At 46.8% G+C, this 20527-nt stretch carries 17 protein-coding genes and 1 pseudogene; 7 read left to right on the top strand and 11 right to left on the bottom strand.

Annotated features, from left to right (window positions below):
* Positions 1 to 17 precede the first annotated feature (17 nt).
* Both astA and DN730_RS10840 read right to left on the bottom strand, forming a co-directional pair.
* Complete coding sequence (gene astA, locus DN730_RS10835) at positions 18 to 1061, bottom strand: arginine N-succinyltransferase (RefSeq protein WP_115468159.1); 1044 nt, start codon at positions 1059 to 1061, stop codon at positions 18 to 20.
* 58 nt (positions 1062 to 1119) lie between these two features.
* The gene (locus DN730_RS10840) at positions 1120 to 2133 is read right to left on the bottom strand and encodes an arginine N-succinyltransferase (RefSeq protein WP_115468160.1); all 1014 of its coding nucleotides are present in this window, start codon (positions 2131 to 2133) and stop codon (positions 1120 to 1122) included.
* A gap of 134 nt (positions 2134 to 2267) precedes the next feature.
* Between DN730_RS10840 and DN730_RS10845 the strand changes: the two genes are divergently transcribed.
* Positions 2268 to 2504, top strand: coding sequence for a DUF1653 domain-containing protein (locus DN730_RS10845; protein WP_115468161.1), 237 nt, complete (start codon positions 2268 to 2270; stop codon positions 2502 to 2504).
* A gap of 63 nt (positions 2505 to 2567) precedes the next feature.
* On the opposite strand, the gene DN730_RS10850 is transcribed toward DN730_RS10845, so the two are convergent.
* The 4 genes from DN730_RS10850 to DN730_RS10865 form a co-directional block, all read right to left on the bottom strand.
* On the bottom strand, positions 2568 to 3542 hold the full coding sequence (locus DN730_RS10850; protein WP_115468162.1) for a LysR family transcriptional regulator: 975 nt from the start codon (positions 3540 to 3542) through the stop codon (positions 2568 to 2570).
* Between the two features lie 50 nt (positions 3543 to 3592).
* On the bottom strand, positions 3593 to 6670 hold the full coding sequence (locus tag DN730_RS10855; RefSeq protein WP_115468163.1) for an efflux RND transporter permease subunit: 3078 nt from the start codon (positions 6668 to 6670) through the stop codon (positions 3593 to 3595).
* Between the two features lies 1 nt (position 6671).
* A complete protein-coding gene (locus DN730_RS10860) occupies positions 6672 to 7784 on the bottom strand; it encodes an efflux RND transporter periplasmic adaptor subunit (protein ID WP_115468164.1) in 1113 nt (370 codons plus the stop codon).
* Between the two features lie 180 nt (positions 7785 to 7964).
* The gene (locus tag DN730_RS10865; protein ID WP_115468165.1) at positions 7965 to 9029 is read right to left on the bottom strand and encodes a GGDEF domain-containing protein; all 1065 of its coding nucleotides are present in this window, start codon (positions 9027 to 9029) and stop codon (positions 7965 to 7967) included.
* Positions 9030 to 9218: 189 nt separating this feature from the next.
* On the opposite strand from DN730_RS10865, the gene DN730_RS10870 reads away from it, so the two are divergent.
* Entirely contained in the window at positions 9219 to 9821 is a 603-nt protein-coding gene (locus DN730_RS10870; protein WP_245957949.1) for a COG3904 family protein, read from the top strand.
* A gap of 23 nt (positions 9822 to 9844) precedes the next feature.
* Positions 9845 to 10150, top strand: coding sequence for a DUF1289 domain-containing protein (locus DN730_RS10875; RefSeq protein WP_115468166.1), 306 nt, complete (start codon positions 9845 to 9847; stop codon positions 10148 to 10150).
* On the opposite strand, the gene radA is transcribed toward DN730_RS10875, so the two are convergent.
* From radA to glnK, 4 genes are all read right to left on the bottom strand, one after another.
* Positions 10147 to 11532: a DNA repair protein RadA gene (gene radA, locus DN730_RS10880; RefSeq protein WP_115468167.1), complete on the bottom strand. Its 1386-nt coding sequence runs from the start codon at positions 11530 to 11532 to the stop codon at positions 10147 to 10149. The two genes, DN730_RS10875 and radA, sit on opposite strands and share 4 nt — an antisense overlap.
* 96 nt (positions 11533 to 11628) lie before the next feature.
* Positions 11629 to 13155, bottom strand: a complete 1527-nt coding sequence (locus DN730_RS10885; RefSeq protein ID WP_115468168.1) for a bifunctional GNAT family N-acetyltransferase/carbon-nitrogen hydrolase family protein — start codon at positions 13153 to 13155, stop codon at positions 11629 to 11631.
* Positions 13156 to 13291: 136 nt separating this feature from the next.
* Positions 13292 to 14554, bottom strand: coding sequence for an ammonium transporter (locus tag DN730_RS10890; protein WP_115468169.1), 1263 nt, complete (start codon positions 14552 to 14554; stop codon positions 13292 to 13294).
* Between the two features lie 39 nt (positions 14555 to 14593).
* A complete protein-coding gene (glnK, locus tag DN730_RS10895) occupies positions 14594 to 14932 on the bottom strand; it encodes a P-II family nitrogen regulator (protein WP_115468170.1) in 339 nt (112 codons plus the stop codon).
* Between the two features lie 462 nt (positions 14933 to 15394).
* On the opposite strand from glnK, the gene DN730_RS10900 reads away from it, so the two are divergent.
* A complete protein-coding gene (locus DN730_RS10900; protein ID WP_115468171.1) occupies positions 15395 to 15637 on the top strand; it encodes an accessory factor UbiK family protein in 243 nt (80 codons plus the stop codon).
* Between the two features lie 9 nt (positions 15638 to 15646).
* On the opposite strand, the gene DN730_RS10905 is transcribed toward DN730_RS10900, so the two are convergent.
* Entirely contained in the window at positions 15647 to 15859 is a 213-nt protein-coding gene (locus DN730_RS10905) for a TIGR02450 family Trp-rich protein (RefSeq protein ID WP_115468172.1), read from the bottom strand.
* 175 nt (positions 15860 to 16034) lie between these two features.
* On the opposite strand from DN730_RS10905, the gene DN730_RS10910 reads away from it, so the two are divergent.
* From DN730_RS10910 to DN730_RS10920, 3 genes and pseudogenes are all read left to right on the top strand, one after another.
* Positions 16035 to 18776 (top strand): M16 family metallopeptidase, encoded by a 2742-nt coding sequence (locus DN730_RS10910; protein WP_158541205.1) that lies wholly within the window; start codon positions 16035 to 16037, stop codon positions 18774 to 18776.
* A 93-nt stretch (positions 18777 to 18869) separates the two neighbouring features.
* Positions 18870 to 19733, top strand: a pseudogene (locus DN730_RS10915) (YifB family Mg chelatase-like AAA ATPase); the annotation flags it as partial.
* A 137-nt stretch (positions 19734 to 19870) separates the two neighbouring features.
* Positions 19871 to 20527 carry a TnsA endonuclease N-terminal domain-containing protein gene (locus DN730_RS10920; protein WP_115468175.1) on the top strand — a complete coding sequence of 219 codons (657 nt, stop codon included), beginning with the start codon at positions 19871 to 19873 and terminating at the stop codon, positions 20525 to 20527.

Consider the following 20527-nt stretch of genomic DNA (forward strand, 5'->3'; position numbering starts at 1 on the left):
ACGTTCTCCTCGGTGATTTAGCGACTGGTATAGGGTGACAACTCGACGACGCGTAAAGGCTCTTTGTGCTTTACGAGCAGTGCATCGGCTTCTTCTTGAGTCAGGATCAATCCACTGCCTGGGGGTGTCGAGCGCTGAATTAAAATGCAGCGGTAGTCGCTGAGTTTAGCGTTAGACACCAGATATTGGGTGCCTTCATTTGTGCCTTTCGGTTGTCCAATGGTCGCAAGAACGAGACGGCTTTCACGTACCGCACGGAGGTCCTGAATGCGTGCCTCAAGCGTTGGGCCGCCATCAAAGATGTCCACATAGTTTTCAAACCGGAACCCTTCCTGCTCTAATAGGCGACGCGCAGGCTCGGTATTTTTATGAACTTTACCGATGACCTCCCGTGCTTCAGAGGCTAATAGGTTGACGTATACAGGGTTATTTGGCATCAGCTCGGCGATGAACTGTTTGCTACCTAGCGCTGTGAGCTCGTCTGCCCGATCGAAGTCGATCGAAAAGAACTGCCGTCCAAGGTTTTCCCAAAGTGGCGACGTACCTTTTTCATCGCAGACGCCGCGCATCTCCGCAAACACTTTCTCAGTGAAACGTTCAGGAAATTGAGCCAAGAACATAAATCGGCTTTTGGACAGTAACTGGCCATTACGAGAGTGGCGGTAATCTTCTTCTAAAAATAGCGTGCACACCTCACTCACTCCCGTGTAGTCATTGTTCAGAACTAACGTAGGATGAAGGTTATGAACGCCCAGTTCGCGAGAGGAGTGTGTAATTGTGCCTAAATGGTAGCTGTAAAAAGGTTCGTTTAATCCTACGGTTGATAGCAAACCGCAGGTACCGACGATGTTATGTGTTTCCGTGTCTTCTAGGACAAATAGGTAGCTTTCTTCATAGGGTTGGTCAATATCTTCCTTGTTGAACGCAGCAATAGAGGCTGCAATCTTATTTTTTAGAATCTTATTGTCAGCCACTAAGGAGGTAAACCCGACCCCAGTTTGCTCGGCCAAGCGATATAGATCAGCTAGGTCATCTTCACGTATCGGTCGTATAACCATCATAGCGTTAGTCCTCTTAATGCAATGCAGGGAGTCGTCAAAGATGACGGCTCAATAATAATTAAAGTTCAGCCCATTGAATCCGACTACCGGAATTGATGCTTAACCGTTGTTGAGTTTCGATGCTTAGGGCTAATCCTGCCACTTGCGCATCAGCAACCGCGCTGGTTACGCGAAAATCATCCAAATGGCCTGCCGCGATCAAATAGCGTGTGTCGCCGACTAGGTTGTTATCGACCAACGCTTTTCCAGTGCGCTGGCGGGTAACGGTCCTAAGATCTTGTACTCGTGCCTCAATGCTTGGGCCTGCATCAAATATGTCTACGTAGTCTCGGAACACAAACCCCTCTTCAAGCAAGATGTCAGCAACGCGTTCCGAGTCTTCATGAATCACCCCAATGACATCTTGAGCTTCCTCTGGCAACGTTGGGACATAGATCGGGTAGCGCGGCATGAGCTCTGCAATAAAGTGTTTATTACTAACACCAGATAAGTAATCTGCTTTTTTAAAATCCATGCTAAAAAAGTGCCTACCCAGCGCATCCCAAAACGGTGAATAGCCTTTGCGGTTGCTTTCGCCACGTAATTCGACAAATAGCTTTGTGGTAAAACGATCTGGATGGCGTGCAATAAAGAGAAGCCGGGCTCTTGATAGTAGCGCCATGGCTTCAGGTGTTTGGTGGGCTTGATCAATGACTAAGGAAATCAAGCGGCTCATTCCACTGTAGTCATGGCATAGAAATAGAGCTGGGATTCGATTGTGAATCTGTAGTTGTGGCGAGGCATGTACGACTTCATCAATACGGTAGCTGTAAAAAGGCGAGTCTATACCTACCATCGCATCAATACCGCAGACACCAACGACCTCATTGGTTGCTGTATAGATAAGAACAAATAAATAGGATTCGTTACCAGGCTGTACCACATCGGTTTGCAGAGAGCGTATGGAGGACGCTATTTTGTCGTTTAGCCGATCACGGTTAGCGGGAAAATTAGTGATGCCTATCCCAGCGTTTTGAGCTAGACGTTCTAAGGCAGGCAAATCTGCAAAATCAGCTGGCCGAACTAAATACACTGGACGCTCCTTTAACATAGGCAGACAATGTATTGATTATGGCGAAAGCTGGCGTAATGGGGTAGGTCTCGAGTTTCGTAATTGCGACCTTACATTCAATAACTTGGACATAATGCGTCGAATTTAGGAAAAATATGAAGAATATTGATTTAGCGTCAGGGGTATACCGTCACTATAAAGGAGCGGAATATTGGATTGAGCGTGTCGCAAAACACAGTGAAACAGAAGAAGAGGTCGTGGTTTATCAAGCGCTGTATGGTGATTATGGCTGGTGGGTGCGGCCCAAAGAGATGTTTTTAGAAAGTGTCGAAATCGATGGTGAGGTCATTCCACGATTTGAATGGCTGCGCGCGGAACTTAACGCCGAGTAATCGCCAATATTGGGCGAAAAGCAGTTGATTGAGCGTTTGCCCAATCAACTGTCGGACGGGCTGTTACTCGCTGTGCATCCAAGGTGATTGGCGCATAAATTCGAGCACTTGTTCTCTGAACCACTTATGCGCAGGATCTTTGTCATAGCGTTCATGCCAGCAAATTTGAACTGGGTGACGACCTTTATACGGATCGGCATCGACGGCATCCTGAGGTAAAGGCACCACTCGGACAGCGGATAATCCCTCTTTAAAGTTAACGATGTCCGTAAACACTTCCCCTAGCTGCGCAGTGCCGATTAAGGCCATGCCTCGCTTAACGGCTTCAATGGTCACCGCAATACTGTCGGTTTCGATCTTTGGTTCGATAACATAGCCCAAGCGTTCCAATTTCTCGATAGTGACACAGGTTGTGGCGCTGCGGAAATTTCGTATGTTGAACACTACGGTATTGTGCTTAACCAGATCAGAGAGGGTGATTTCTTCATTAAAATACAGCGGATGGGATTCGCTTAGAATCACACAGGCATCCATTACGCCGACTAGTTTGCTTCGGATGTTGTTGGGCGTACTGGACGCATTAAGAATGCCTAAATCTACACCATTCATAAGGTCGTCAAAGCCATCTTGTGTCCAGTTACTGGTCATCAAACGAATGTTTGGCGCTTGATAATGCAACATGGCCAACATCGGCTCATTGAAAGTGAGCAGCATTTCTTCGTCGGCTTTAATATTAAAGCGGCGCTTCAGCGTCGCTTGGTCAAACTGCGTGGGCTGCAACAGATTCGACATTGAACCCAGAATGGGCGCGATCAGCTCACTTAACTCGTATGCTCTGGATGTTGGGCTTAGTCCATACGCTTGACGTGTAAACAGAGGGTCGTTGAATAAGTCACGCAGGCGCTGTAGTGATTTACTCAATGCAGGTTGTGTCACACCTAACCTCTCAGCCGCGCGTGAGACACTGCATTCTTCAAGAATTACTTGAAATGACACTAACAACTTAATGTCGAGTTTTAATAGATCTTCTATTCGCATAAATATTCCAAAGCTCCCTGACATATTGTGTCAGGGAGCTGGTGGACGACTTACATATTAAAGTCGCGTGGTTTCCGGTACTTCACTCGGTGAAGAATGACATAAAATACGGGGACTGCAATCAGCGTTAGGATGGTAGCGAAGCCTAGACCAAAGGCGATTACGACCGCCATACCTTCAAAAAATGCATCGTATAAAAGCGGCACCATCCCTAAAATCGTGGTAATCGCAGCCATACATACAGGCCTTACCCGACTCACGGCAGACTTAAACACCGCTTCATAGGTTTCGGTCCCTTCAGCGAGTTCGTAATTGATCTGATCTGCTAGCACGATTCCGTTTTTAACGATCATCCCCGATAAGCTTAGGAACCCAAGTAATGCCATAAAACTGAATGCGGCGTTCATTGCTAATAGCCCCAACGACACACCAATCAGAGCCAATGGCACACAGAACCAAATGACGAGAGGCACTCGAATCGAGTTGAATAGCAGAATGGTAATGATGAACATAAACAAGTATCCCATCGGGAGAGATGTAAATATGTTTGCCTGTGCATCGGTACTGCTTTCGTACTCGCCGCCCCATTCAAGGCTATAGCCAGGTGGCAGCTCAATTTGTTCAATCGGACCACGAATGCGGCTAAATACCGCCATAGCGGTTTCATCGCCCAGTATCAATGGATCGGCCTTGACAGTAATCGTGCGTTTACGGTCTCGGCGCTCAATAATCGGATCTTCCCAGACGGTTTCAAAACCATCGACTAAGTTGGATACCGACACATATGCGCCGCTTGCTGGACTGTATATCTGTAAGTCACGCACTTGGTCGATAGAGACCCGCTCGTTTTCAGGGACAGTCTGAACAATCGGTAATAAGTCACTTCCGTCTCTGTAGGTACCAATCTTGGCCCCTGTAAAGTTGGTTAGTAGTACTTCATCGAGATCCGATTTGTTAATGCCTAAGCGACGTGCTTGTGCATCGTTAAAAATAGGACGCAGTACTTTTACCGGCTGACGCCAATCATCCTTAATGTTCTCTAGGCCACCGTCTGCGCGATAAATGGCTTGTATCTGCTCGCTGATACGACGCAATACATCAGGGCTCGGACCACTTACACGGGTTTCGATCTTAGCTCCCGTTGAGGGCCCTAATTGTAAACGCTGAAGTTTGAACTCAAGTTCAGGATAGTGCATCGACATCTTCTGGTAGACGTCTTCCATGAGGGGAGGAATGTCTTCCGCTTTCTTTGTTCGAATGATGAACTGCGCATAACTCGAGTCAGTTTGCTCTGCCGTGTAGGTGAGCATAAAGCGCAAAGCGCCTTGGCCTGTAGTGCTGGTGATGAATTCAATGCGATCGTCACCGAGCAGGTCTGCTTCGATTTTCTTGACTTCGTCATACGTTGAATTGATGTGCGTCCCTTCTGGCATATTGATATCAAGGTAGAACATCGGTGTGGTAGACGGTGGGAAAAACGCTTGCTTCACAAATTGAAACGCCCAGCCTGCCACGAGCAACGATGCAACCAACGCGATAACAGTGAGCCAGCGAAAGTGCATCGCTTTATCCAGCATCCATTTATAACCCACAAACAAAAAGCCTTTGTAGGGGTCTTGTTCTTCCTCTGAAGCCATGGCTTCTTTATTTTCTTTGAAAAACAAATCGCAGAAAAACGGCGTTAAGGTAATGGCCGTTACCCAGCTCAGCATGAGTGAGATCATTAGGACGTAAAATAGTGTGCCAACGAATTCCCCAGCCGAATCAGGTGAGAGGCCGATTGGAGCAAACGCTGTGACCGCAATCACCGTAGCACCCAATAATGGCCATTTGGTCTGCTTGACCACGCTGGAGGCCGCTTCAAACTTGCTTTGGCCTCGGTGTAGTCCGATCAGGATACCTTCCGTCACGACAATCGCGTTATCGACCAGCATTCCTAAGGCTATGATCAAACCCCCTAGCGAAATGCGTTGCAAGTTGATGTTAAAGTAATCCATGACGATAAAGGTGCCAAGGATAGTCAGCAGTAAAATCAGTCCAATGAGGATGCCTGAGCGCACGCCCATAAACACTAACAGTACTAATATAACGATGCCGACGGCGGCGGCTAGGTTAGATAGGAAGCTTGTCACCGACTTATCCACTTCCTTGGATTGGAAGTAGACCGTGTCAAGACTGATGCCAACGGGTTGTTGATAGGTCAGCTCGTTTAAGCGTTGTTCAATGCGCTTACCGACCTCAACCACATTCACGTTGTTACTGAATGAAACCCCCATTAGCAACGAACTGGCACCATTAAAATTAACCAAATGGGTCTGTGGATCTTTGTATTCCCGTTTAACGGTTGCGACGTCTTTCAGGCGAATGAGGTTGCCGTCGATAGGGCTGCCGACCACCAAGTTTTCCAGCTCGGAAATGTCTTGAAATTCGCCAGTTGGATTAATACGGATGTACTCTGTTCCCACTTGCACTTTGCCTGCATTGGAAACAATGTTTTGGTTGGCTAATAAGCGCTGCAGCTCAGTGGGGGAGACCCCCATGGTGGCGATTTTGGAACGCGAGATTTCAATCGTGACTTGTTCACTTTGTTCCGCTGCAACCGCGACTTTCGCTACTCCATCAACCAATACGAGCTCGCGTTTTAAGTAGTCCACGTAAGTTTCTAGATCTTTATAAGGGTAACCTTCCCCGTGGACGGCAAGCATGATGCCATACACATCTCCGAAGTCATCGACAACCATGGGAGAGCCTACGCCTGCAGGAAATTGACCACTCATATCGCGGACTTTTTTGCGTACCTCATCCCAAATTTGTTTTAACTCTTGGGCTCGATACGTGTCTTTTATTGTGATCTGAACCTTGGAATAACCCGCTTTAGACGTCGAGACGACTTTGTCGAGATAGGGGAGGTTTTGGAGCTCTAATTCAATCGGATAGGTGACTTCTTCTTCGACCTGCTCTGGGCTGGCACCGGGGTAAGAAGTAATGACCAACGCATCTTTGATGGTGAATTCAGGGTCTTCCAATTGCCCTAAATTCGTAAAGGCAATGGCACCGCCGACCAGTAGGATTAAGGTAACCAGCCAACTGGATACCTTACGCTTTATAAAATAACCGGCAATATTCAACTTAAATTCCTCGCTCACGGGTCCAAGGGCGTACCGACATATCTTCCGTTAGACTGTTAACACCTGCGGCAACAATTTGTTCGCCTGCGGCGAGGCCGGATGTGATTTCGATGTGATTATTGCTCATGTCGCCAAGTGTTACCGTACGTGGCGCAACCTTGTTGGACACTGAGTCGTAAACCCAGATAATGCTTTGTTCTTGTCCTTGCTGGTTTTGATTGCGCATCACTGCTTCAATTGGCACGAGAATATGCGTGGGTTGTCCACTGATGGCGCTGATGTCAAGATCAACGGTAGCGGTCATGCCAGGAAGTAGATTAATACCCGCTTTATTGGCATTGAGCAGTGAGATCGTCGCATCGTAAGATTTCGTGGTGGTATTTGGTGCGGTGCGATGGTCTTTATAAACGCCTTCGAAGACTTTGTTGGGCACTGCATCAATGGTCACTTTTGGATGGTACTCCAAGGCAACGTCCCGAATATTAGCGACTAAGCGCTCAGGGATTTGGAACTGCACATCCATTTTCTCGATATTCTGAATATGTAAAATGGTCTGGGTGGCGGCTACGTACTCGAAGTTATCCACTGCCAGCGATGCAATGACACCGTCAAATGGCGCACGTAACTCACTGTAGCCCAATTGATTTTTAGCTGTTTGTAGCGCATTTTCAGCTTTATCTAGATTTGCTTTCGCTTCATCGTATTGCGCTTGTGTCGTCGCCTGTTGCGTCAGCATGGTTTTGATTCGTTCGAATTGAACGCGCGCCAGCTTGTAGTTGGCTTGAGACAGCTCTACTTTCAGTTGATAGTCGGTTGGGTCGAGTGACGCTAATAGTTGGCCTCGTTTGACTTGCTCACCCTCTTTGACGGCGAGCTCGAATAGCTGCCCCCCAACCCGAAAGGCTAAATCAGACTCATTACTGGCCTTTAGTTCTGCTGGAAAGTGGCGAACGCTGACGGCCTCGGTGGAGGCGACGGTGAATAGCTTCACTGGTCGTATAAGGTTCTCCGAGGTATTCGCTTCCGCGTTGTCATCCGTTGAGCAGCCGGAAAGGAGCGCTAGGGCGGTTAGCGCAACAGCAATAGGCTTGAGAGCCCATGATCTGTGAGTCATGAAATACTCCGTCAATAAAATGAAAAAATGATTAATGAATAACCGAATTTTATATCTATACAGCGAAGATATGAATTTTAGAATTGCTATGCTAGATATGAAAAATGGGAATATCTTGCGCGATAGGAATGGCAATGTGATTCATAGCTCGGGGCGATGACGAATGCCTTGATCTTAGCGTTAAATTGTGGGCGATATTAAAGAAGAAATGACTTGGGCACGGCCGTTTCGTTTGGCGTGATACATGAACTCGTCGGCACGGGCTAAGGCGTTGGCTGTACTTTCTTCGGGCAAGATCTCTGTGACGCCAAAGCTACAGGTGATTGGTCTCTGAAGGGCGTCAATGACGACTTTTTTGGGTAGTTGATCGCAAACTTCCTCCATCTTGTCTACGCTGCGTTGGAAGCTTTGGCCAATAAAAATAAATAAAAACTCTTCTCCACCCCAACGGCAGCATTGGCCGACACCTTTTAATTGTACTTGGCTAAAGTGAGCGATATTGACCAGCACGTCGTCACCTGCCGCATGGCCTAATGTATCGTTAACTTGCTTAAATTTATCGATGTCTCCTAAGGCAAGGCAGACCGTTTGTCGCTCGGCTCGTGCAAGTTCAATGATCTCTAGTGCTCGGCGTCGGTTGATTAAACCTGTTAGTTGATCTTGATTTGCTTGCCAGCTGATATTATTGAAATTGTGACGATAGATGAAGCGAATGACGGATGCAATAAAGATAAAGGGGACGGCGGCGCTAAACAGGTTAAACGCATGCAGGTATTCATATAGCGCTTCATATTCAGGATATTGATAGGGCGCGTAAAGGTTTAGTAATAGCAGCGGTACTATAATGGTGGCAAGGCAAACAAATGCAACTTTTCCATACTGAGCAGGTATGATGCACATCAGCAACGCTGCAGGCCATAAATAGAGATGGAAGCCAGAACCCAAACCAAGTGCGATCGTTGCAATCGTGGCATGGGCAGCTATTTCGATGGTGGTTATCACGACACTGATACGGATATAAGCTTTGTAGGTGAGGATAATGGCCGTTAACCAAATAGTAATGCTGACCACATTGACGAGCGCTAGCATTGGCATATCAATGTACAGAAATATTCCGAAAAAACAGGTATGCGCTAATAGGCCATTCGCATTGATGAGTTGCACAGTTGTATGCTCATGAACGAACTGTTTCTTTAGTTGGTTCAAAATATTTGGAGCATGTTTCAAACGGGCCAGTTTATGCATAATTAGTTTTTTATAAGTAGTGTTTTCACAGAAGAATGAGCTAATGATTGTTTCGTTCTGTTCATTACTTCTTATGACTACAGTATTACATCGAAGTTAGGCAACTGTCGGCATTTTGTGTAATAGTCGTAGTGTAATGTAAACACCATAGAAGAAGAGTCTGCAAGTAAAAGGAGTTTTTAATTGTTGGTGAACACATCTCTTAGACGAGCATCGACGCTGTTGCTTGTGACGATAGCCTTTCTGGTTGGATGCTCCTCTAGTCCGCCCATTTCGAATCGTGGGCAAATGGGTGAGAGCGAACTGTCGTTTTATGTGGAAGATGACCAAGCTTATGTATCGGGTGTATTAGACAGCTCTCTGCCCCAGCAACTGACTCAACTAATCAAGTCCCACCCAAATGTCACGGATTTGGTGCTTGTGGATATCCCAGGGTCGTTAGATCAAGCGGCGACCATTGAAGGTGCTCGCATGATTCGGCGCTTGGGCCTTAATACACATATTGCCCGTACGGGATATGTGTTATCCGGTGGTGTTGACTTATTTCTCGGGGGCGTAAAACGTACAATTGGCCCAGGGGCTGGAGTAGGCGTTCACTCTTGGTATGATGCTAAAGAGTGGGGGAGTGAGGTCAATCTAGCGGATCCAGTTCATGCCAGTTATGTTAATTTCTATTTGGCTATGGGCGTACCAGAACGGTTTTATTGGTTTACACTTAATGCAGCACCATCTGAGCGCGTATACTTTTTATCACCAGAAGAGTTTTACGATTACGAATTAGTGACCGACTAACGAACGGCATCCGCGGAGGGGTAATGGAACAATTTGAGCTGTTTCGGATTGAAAGCCCCTGTAGAGGTGTTTGTCAAAGTAGCGCTAAAGGTTTTTGCAAAGGCTGCTTGCGCAGTCGTGAAGAGCGTTTTCATTGGCATGAGCTAAACGAAGTACAACGTCGGCAAGTCATCCAGTTGTGTAAAGCACGTTGGCAGCGTTTGCTTAAAGCAAGACAAGAACGTTTGCTTTCTGATCAAGAACGCGACTTACCGTATGGAATGGAAGGAGAGGAGGTGCAAGACCTATTTACAACTCCTCTAGATCACCCTGTAAAGCCGAGCCATTAGCCAAATATTGCTTCGAGTGCTTCTGATAACCGCTCAACTCCCACCACCTCCATGCCCTCGATGGGTTTCTTCGGGCAATTCGACTTTGGAACCACTGCGCGCTTGAAGCCATGTTTAGCAGCTTCGCTGATACGCTCTTGGCCTGATGGCACAGGGCGTATCTCACCAGATAAGCCGACTTCGCCTAAGACGACTAAATCATGGGGCAGAACTTGATCACGGAAGCTCGATACAACCGCCGCGATGGCTGCTAAGTCAGCAGATGTTTCGAGTACTTTAACCCCACCTACTACGTTTAAGTAAACGTCCTGATCGGCTGTGAGTAAACCGCCATGCTTGTGCAGTACCGCGAGTAGCATGGCTAAGCGGTTGTGATCAAAGCCCACGGTTACACGGCGAGGGTTGCCTAATGCCGAATCATCGACCAATGCTTGTAGTTCAACAAGCAAAGGCCGTGTGCCTTCCCAAACGACCATCACTAAGCTACCTGCTGCCGGGTGGCTAGACCGATTTAGGAAAATTGAACTTGGGTTTTTAACCTCGCGAAGGCCATTTTCCAACATAGCGAATACGCCGAGTTCATTGATGGCGCCAAAGCGGTTCTTCATGCCCCGTAGTGTTCTAAAGCGAGAGTCTTCAGAGCCTTCTAACAGCACGGAGCAGTCGACCATGTGTTCTAATACTTTTGGACCTGCTAAGGTACCATCTTTGGTGACGTGACCGACCAGTAACACAGTGGTTTGGGTTTGTTTTGCAAAGCGTGTAAGCACCGCGGCACTCTCTCGAACTTGAGATACGCTTCCAGGAGCCGACTCGATACCATCCAAATGCATGACTTGGATGGAGTCAATGACGATGACCTTAGGCTTGACTTGGTCAGCCACTGCCATAATGGCTTCGACATTTGTTTCGGATAGCATTTTTAGATTCTTAGTTGGTAAACCTAACCGTTGAGCACGCATCGCAACTTGCTGTAACGACTCTTCACCTGTTATGTACATAGCGGTTTGGCTTTGGGCCAGCCAGCACATGGTTTGTAGCAGCAATGTACTTTTCCCCGCTCCGGGATGACCTCCGATAAGAACGACACCACCAGGTACGAGTCCACCGCCAAGTACTCGGTCGAACTCACTCGCACCAGAGCTAAAGCGTGGCACATCACCTAAGTCCACTTCCGAAAGGTCCTGAATGCCCGTATTTGCTCCAGCATACCCTTGGCGGCGGGAATCTTGTGTCGCCGCGACGCGCGCAGAGGTTTTGCTCGCGCTGACCTTAAATTCTTGTAAGCTGTTCCAAGCGCCACACGCTTGGCATTGCCCTTGCCATTTACTGTAATCGGCACCACATTCATTGCAAACAAAAGCAGATTTGGCTTTGGCCATAACAGATGTTCCTTTCGTGAAAAAGCGGACGCTGATGGAGTCAGCGTCCGCTGTTGGGTCTTACTGATTACCTAGTTGGGAACACATAGGTAGGGTTTAGTTGGTTTTCCAGTCAATGCTATAAAGATCTAAACGACGATCTTTCAAATTGTTAACGGACCCCTCACTGCGTACAAACTTTAGCTTGTCCAAATCTAAATCTGAGAACATCAGCATTTCCGTATTGGGTGTGGTTTCGGCCATCACGGCATCATGCGGGAATGAGAAATCAGACGGTGAAAATACGGCCCCTTGAGAATACTGAACATCAAGGTTTTCTACCTGCGGTAGGTTGCCACAGCTGCCGCAAATCACGACGTAACATTCGTTTTCAATCGCGCGGGCTTGAGCACAGCTACGAACGCGAAGGTAACCGTTTTTGGTGTCTGTCCAGAACGGTACAAACAGAATATCCATGTCTTGTGAGGACAGATGGCGGGCGAGTTCGGGAAATTCTACGTCGTAACAAATCAGAATGCCGACTCGTCCTGCATCGGTGTCAAACACGCGAACTTCGCTACCCCCTTCAATGACCCAATCGCGTCGTTCGTGAGGCGTGATATGGATCTTACGCTGTTCTTCAATCGTACCATCACGGCGACATAAGTAGCTGATGTTATACATGATGTCGTCTTCTACGAGCGGCATAGAGCCCGTGATGACATTGATATTATAGCTCACCGCTAACTGGGACATTTCATTGACAAATCGATCTGTAAACGAGGCTAGGAAGCGAATCGCTTCCATCTGATTCGTTTGATCCGGAGCCAGCCCCATTAGAGGCGCGTTAAAGAACTCAGGAAACAACGCAAAATCACTTTTGTAGCTAGAGAGAGCATCAATGAAATACTCTACTTGCTTGAGAAGCTCTTCGACACTGTTTACTTCGCGCATTTGCCATTGCACAGCACCGATGCGCACCTGAGTTTTACGATACTCAAGTACGGTAGTCTCTGGCTCATAGAATATGTTTTTCCATTCTAGCAGTGTTGCATAACCGCGTGATTTCTCATCTTCAGGTAGGTATTTGGTCAGTAGTCGTGTGACTTGGAAATCATTCGATAGCTGGAACGTCAGAATAGGGTCATAGACTTTACGTTTATCGACCGCTTCTAAGTACTCTGCTGGTGTCATGTCATCGGAATGTTGGTAATAGTTTGGGATTCGACCACCCGCCAAGATTGCGATGAGATTTTCTTGGCGACAAAGCTCCTTACGTGCTTCATAAAGTCGTCGCCCTAATCGGTAACCGCGATAATCTGGATCGATTAGAACATCGAGCCCGTACAGAGCATCGCCATCCTCATCGTGATGAATGCGCTCGCGCTGATCAACCAGATCATCATAAGTATGAGGGTTACTAAAGCGTTGGTAATTCACTTTTACTGAGAGTGCCATGCCCACAATCTTGTCGTGATCGACAAGACAGATTTGTCCGTCAGGAAGGTCTTTAATTAATTTACGGATAGTATGCTTGGGCCAGGATCCGCCGATGTCATGATAAACGCGGTCCATAAGCTCTTTGACTTGAGGGTAATCATCCAATGTTAAGTTACGGATTTTTAGGTGTAGATCTTCCAGCATGCGATCTCCGAAAATGTAGAAAAAAGTGACTCAGACTATATCGTATTTTGGGGGGGATTTTGCAGTTTAGTTGTGTCGTAAATAAGAAAAACCCCGCCGAAGCAGGGTTTCTGGATAGCACGTTAAAGGTTAACGATTATTTTTTGAATTCTGGGTACGCTTCCATACCACATTCAGACATATCGACACCTTCGTACTCTTCTTCTTCAGAGACACGGATGCCCATGACTGCTTTGATGATCAACCAAGTGACTAAGCTTGCGCCGAATACCCAAACAAAGATTGTCAGTGCGCCTGCGATTTGTCCACCGAATGTTGCACCATCGTTAGTTAGAGGTACTGCTAGTAGACCCCAAAGACCGACGACACCGTGTACAGAGATCGCACCCACTGGATCATCAATTTTCAGTTTATCTAGTGTCAGGATTGAAACAACAACAATCAGACCACCGACAACACCGATCAGCGTAGCACCTAGAGCTGTAGGCGTAGAAGGCTCAGCAGTGATGGCAACAAGACCTGCTAGTGCACCGTTAAGTAGCATGGTTAGGTCAGCTTTACCGAATAGGATACGAGCAAGTACTAGTGCACCGACCGCACCACCCGCTGCTGCAGCGTTAGTATTTAGAAATACCATTGCAACAGAGTTTGCGTTAGCGATATCGCCAAGTTTCAGTACAGAACCACCGTTGAAACCGAACCAACCCATCCAAAGGATGAATGTACCTAGCGTTGCTAGAGGTAGGTTAGCACCAGGGATAGCGCGCACTTCACCGTTAGGACCGTATTTGCCTTTACGAGCACCTAGGACTAGGACACCTGCAAGCGCTGCAGCAGCACCAGCCATGTGTACGATGCCTGAACCCGCGAAGTCAGAGAAGCCCATGTCGCCAAGGTTGAACATACCGAATACGTCGTTGCCACCCCAAGTCCAAGAACCCTCTAATGGGTAGATCAGACCCGTCATAACGACAGCGAATGCAAGGAATGCCCAAAGCTTCATACGTTCAGCTACTGCACCAGAGACGATAGACATTGCGGTTGCAACGAATACGACTTGGAAGAAGAAGTCTGACGCGCCTGAGTAGATAGAGCCGCCTTCGAAGCCGCCTTCACGACCAGCAAAGTCGGTCAGTGTAGAAGAAACATCTACATCTTGAATACCGGATAGGAACCAAGTGCCGCCGTACATGATTGCGTAACCGCATACTAGGTACATGATACAAGAGATCGCAAACAGTGCGACGTTCTTAGTTAATATTTCAGTCGTGTTTTTGGCACGAACAAGGCCAGCTTCCAACATCGCGAAGCCCGCTGCCATCCACATAACCAGTGCGCCACACACCAAAAAGTAGAAGGTGTCCATGGCATATTGTAAGTGAAAAATTTGATCTTGCATGTTTCGCCCCCCTAAAGGCTTGTAAGATTCGAGCAGTAATTAAACTGCGTCTTCCCCAGTCTCGCCGGTACGAATACGGACCGCTTGTTCAAGATTAACGATGAAGATTTTACCGTCGCCGATTTTGCCTGTATTGGCAGCGTTAGAGATGGCTTCGACTACTTGGTCAGACATATCGTCTGCAATGGCTAGCTCAATTTTTACTTTTGGTAGAAAGTCCACAACGTATTCCGCACCGCGGTATAGTTCTGTGTGACCTTTTTGACGTCCGAAGCCTTTAACTTCTGTCACGGTAATACCTTGTACACCGATTTCAGAAAGTGCTTCGCGAACATCATCCAGTTTGAATGGCTTGATGATGGCTGTAATAAGCTTCATACCCACAGTCTCCTTAGTTAAGTCTGTCTAGTGTCGTATCGCAGGTATTTAGCTATATTCAAGGAGTGTGCCACTTTGTAAAAAATAGCGTTTCAAACAGCGCCAGCCCTTATAAATAAAGGGAGTCGCCTTGAACACCATATTTTTTGCTTATTATTAATAGAGATATTACAGAGAGAATGCATGGTGCATATGTTCTGAAATGGTGCGTCACACATACTTAACATGGTATGTGTTGCTGCCTACTGTTCTATTGCATTGTTTTTTCTATGTTTTATAGGATGTTTTTGGTGGGAGTTGGAAGTGATAAGCGTGCTGTTTTGTGATTTTTGGGGTATTGGGTTGGCGTTCTGCACTTAAAAGTGGCGTTTCGCCTGTTCTGAAATGGGGCAGGATTGCGTACAGACAATTGTAATGATGGCTTTTATAATGATCGAAACAAATGAGTGAGGATGCGTCATTATGATTGATCAATTTATCAAGCAGCTGGGAACAGGGTTAGAGCAAGCCGCGACAACCTTAGGTAAATTACCAGCGGAAGAAATTCAAACGCAGTTGCACCAAGTGGCAAAGGATACGTTAACAAAAATGGATCTGGTCACGCGTGAAGAATTTGAAGTGCAAGCTGCGATGTTGCAAAAGTATCGTGAAAAGCTGATTCAGCTTGAAGCACGTTTAGCGGAGTTGGAAGAGTCAGAGAAATAAGCGTTACGCTTATTTCCAACCTTGCAGCCAATGATCTTCTCGTAACGTTTGCCATGGCAGCTGATATTCTTTTTTGCTGTGAATGGCTTCTAGGGTAATATCTACTACCTCGTTTTCTTCGTTGCGAAGAAGTTGCGTGACTATAAAGTGCTTTTCTTTATTTTTGGGCGTGGCTGACGTCCACTTAGATAGATAAAGTTTATTTGGATTGATCTTTTTCATGTAATGGCTCCTCTTGATTCAATTTACGTGCCTCTCTGACGGTTGGATTGCTTATCTCGGTGAAAAGTGATCTGGGGTGATTAGAGCATTGAATATAGATACTGTGTTTTAAAGGAAAGTTCGCCACCTAGATTCAAGGTAAAGGGGGCGGCAAGTTATTAATTAAGGATAGATGATGGCAAAAGGATTTTGGGTGGCGCTCGCCACGACAACTCTTATGACAGGGTGTGCTACGACCCCTGAAGATACCACGCCCTATGAACGCTATACATTGGCTAATGGCATGGAAGTGCTGATATGGCCGAACCGCAATTCCGAATCGAATAATGAGGTTCGGATGGAATTGGTGGTGAAAGCGGGCAGTGAAGATGAGCGACCAGATCAAGCAGGGTTGGCTCATTTTGTCGAACACATGGCGTTCGAACAACGAGATGGCTCTGGTAATAACCCCATTGATGCATGGTTGTATGGGCTAGGAGTTGAGCATCAGTCCCATGCCAACGCATACACGACGTTTGATCATACTCGATACTATCTGCAGTTTAATGGCACAGCACCGGAACGATTAGAGAAAGGCGTGAAGGCTTTTGCGCACATTGCGTCTCAAACACATTTTGATGCGCAGGAAGTTGAACAAGAAAAAGCAGTCATCGAGGCTGAGTGGCGTTATCGAGAAAATACGGAAAAAGCCGACGACATCCTTTTCAAAGCGAATCTCTCTGAGCACCCTTGGCGTGAGCAGTTAGCGATTGGTGATATGGAGGTCATCTCACATGCCACCCCGCAACAATTATCGGATTTTTATCAAACACACTATCGGCCAGATAACGCATTTTTAGTGGTCGCTGGTGATGTAGATTTACCCACTCTTAAACAGCAGATCAATGATGCATTTTCTTCTTGGTCTGCCCCTGAAAGCGCCTATCAACCCGCGGATGATGTGATGGTTGTTCCGCAGCCATCCATATTGAAGCTGACCGCTCCCGATTTAACCGGTTCGTATGTGATGTTGGAAGGATTCAGTGACGATTGGTTGATCGATTCCGAAGACGACTTGTATCGAATAGAAATGTTGGGAGCGATATTTGATGTATTGCAGCAGCGATTAGATCGTGTGGCCAATCAAGAGCAAATGACGATGGATCTATTTGCGTACTATGGTCGTCATATTAGCCATCGCCATTTGGGGAGTTTAGTACTTGAGGCGGTGGGCGACACAGATGCGATGCAGCAAGCACTGTCTTTATTGGCGCGTGAATGGGCGAGAATGGCTCAATATGGATTAACTCAAGATGAGCTAGATCGCTGGCGTGAGTCGGTATTAAGTAATGAGCGTAATAATTTAGACAGTGCAAAATACCTCGCTGATCTTGCGGTTGATAGTCTTTTATATGGAGACTTACTGAAAGGGCATAAGCAGTATCTTGAATATTTGGAGAAGGCCCTACCTGCCTTCACGCCTGAGCAGAGCCAAGCTCTCGCATCGGATGTGTTGGCGTTTACGCCACGTATTACGCTTGTGCAAACGCCTTCGGCTGCCACACCAACCGATCAGCAACTGCGTGATTGGAGTCGCTGGCCCCAAAAAGTAGCCGTTCCAATGGGCTTTGTAGGCAAAAAAGAAGCGTGGACCGTTACCAAACAACCTGGTCAAATTTTGTCACAGGAAACCCTACCCAGTGGTATAAAGGTATTCCGTTTATCAAACGGCATGGAAGTGATGTATTCACGCCATAAAGGGAACGCTGATTGGGTGGATATCCAGTTTGTAGGGTTAGGCGGTCTCGATGCGCTAGGTGATGATGAAGCCATTTCAGCGCGTTTAGCGTTATCAGTGATGGCTGCCAGTGGCTTAGGTAACCTAGACGGTGAAGCATTAAGTCATTGGTTAAATGAGCGAAGCATTACGATTAACCCTTATTTCACGTATTTTACGCGTGAACTGCAACTTGCAGGGCCGTCCAATCAGATAAAGTCGATGTTCCGCCTTGCCCATGCAGCACTTGCGGAAGCGCAAGTTAATGAGCATGTTTTAGAACATCATAAACGAAGCGCGCTTTCTTATATTCAACGCCAAGCTTCTGGTAATCGAGATGAGTTTGATCGACGCGTAGAGCAGGCGATGTACCATGACGATACTCGTTTACGTCGCTTGACGGAACAAGATATAGAAAACGTTAGTAAACAAGATATTGAGTCGATCTACCATCAGTACTTCGCGGGCGCACAAAACTATAAAATGTATATCGTCGGAGATTTGGAACCCGCTGAATTAGAACGATATTTGACGCAATACATCGCAAATATTTCCAATCAGTCGGCAGATTATCATTCGACGGTCGATTACCCTAAACTACAAAAATCTGAGCGGATTGTGGGGGACGGCGTTGGCGGCGAAGCCACGTTTATCACTTTGATGTATGAGGTAGATGCCGAGGACTATCCTTGGGTTAACTTGTCCTTGTTGAAAGCGGAAGCCAAACAGTTATCAAGCCAGCTAACTTCAGTAATTCGTGAAGATCAGGGGCTTACCTACGCTATATCCGCGGACTTTATTGGGGGAAGTCGTCTCAATAACACAGTGCAACTGCGGGTCGATTTTAGTGCTGCGCCAGACGAAGTTGATGACGCTATTAATGCCGTTAATCAACAAATCCTTGTGCGCGCGAGACAACCGATAGACATGTCAGAGATTGATGCCGCGTTAGTTAAACATCGCAACGAGTTTGATGAGGCTGTCGCGTCAGACGGGCGTTTGATGATCATGGCGACGGCTGATATGTTCAATCGTTCGAAAGCAACGCTGTTCGACGCGAGTCACAGTGTATCCAGCTATAACGCTGAACAAGTTCATCAGCTATATCGTGCCTTGATGGGAGACCAGGCGCGTCATGTTGAGTTCATTCTCAACCCATAAAGCAAAACCCTAGTCGTTGTGTGAAGAGTCAGTCTCGCTTGCCCTTCACACAACGTCTTCACAAGGAAGAGCTAACCGCATCAAGGAGTGATGATGAGCCTCGCAACCGTTTATAGCCGTGCTCGTGTTGGCGTGTCGGCACCATTAGTGACCGTTGAAACCCACATATCGAATGGGCTTCCTGCTCTTAATATTGTAGGGTTACCCGAAGCTGCCGTTCGAGAAGCCAAAGATCGCGTACGCAGTGCGATCATTAACAGTCAATTTGAATTTCCCCTACGTCGCATTACCATCAACCTCGCGCCAGCAGACCTTCCTAAAGAAGGAGGGCGTTATGACTTGGCCATTGCCATCAGCATCTTGATGGCGTCAGGTCAATTAGGTGAGCGTCAACTAGGGGACTTTGAATTTGTTGGAGAATTGGCTTTATCGGGTGATCTGCGGGGGGTACCTGGGGTACTTCCTTCTGCGATGGCGGCAAAACAATCCACTCGAAAAATGGTATGCCCTTCTGATAACGCGAATGAAGCGGGCTTAGTCGATCATGACGTTTTTCATGCGCGGCATCTAACGCAAGTGACTGCAGCGTTATTGGATCTTAGTAAATTAGAGTTGTGTTCGAGTGCCCCCAAAGCAATGACTCAGCCACATAATCTACGGGACATGGCTGATGTCAAAGGTCAGTACCAAGCGCGACGAGCGTTGGAAGTCGCTGCTGCGGGCGCGCACAATCTATTGTTTATTGGCCCGCCTGGTACCGGAAAAACCATGTTGGCATCGCGTCTCCCAGGTATCATGCCGCAGATGATCGAATCCGAAGCGCTGGAAGTCGCGGCGGTGCAATCCGTATCCGGTCGCAAAATGGGCGTAGATTGGCATTGGTCCGAACGCCCGTTTCGCAGCCCGCATCACTCCAGCTCAGCCGCCGCATTGGTTGGAGGTGGTTCTGTACCTAAGTGACAGATACATAGCATGATTGTAATAATAGGCGTGTTTCTAACATTTTTTCCATCATAATACTGTATTGGCGTACATCAAAGCGGTGTAATGGCTTTGAATTTACATCAAACTGTGCACATGGATTATGGAAGTATATGCCTGTACGTAAAATACCAAAAAATTACCGTAACTTAACGGGTATCGCAGCTTCTAAAAAGTCAGAAGCAGGCTTTTTTGAGTCTACGTTAGAGCGCGATTTTTTATCCCTTCTTGAGTTTGATAGTGATGTGCTTAGTTTTGATGTTCAACCTGTGAAAGTTGATTTTCAAAACGCAGAAGGCAAGAGTCGATCGTATACACCTGATGTGCTGGTGGAGTATCGCCATGGCTCTTCTATTTTTCCTTCAGTCGATAATATTCTGTTTGAAGTAAAATATCGAAATGACATTAAGCAAAATTGGGACATCTTGAAGCCAAAGTTCAAGGCTGCTATTCGTCATGCCAATCAGAATGGTATGCGCTTCAAAGTCGTTACTGAGAAAGAGATACGTACCCCTTATCTTGAAAACATTCGCTTTCTTCTTCCTTATATGCATTTAGAGCAAGATGAGCAGTATTCAGAGCTGCTTGTTGAAACATTACAGAAACTGTCGAATTGTTCCATTGAAGAGCTGGTTCGATCTGTTTTCTTTGATAAATGGAAACAGGCGGAATTGATAACGGTACTTTGGACTTTGATTGCAACGAGGCAAATAAGGACAGACCTTTCAATTCCCCTTACTATGTCAGCTACTGTTTGGGTGGAGGCCTAG

The sequence above is a fragment of the Marinomonas piezotolerans genome (assembly GCF_003362755.1).
GTDB lineage: Bacteria > Pseudomonadota > Gammaproteobacteria > Pseudomonadales > Marinomonadaceae > Marinomonas > Marinomonas piezotolerans.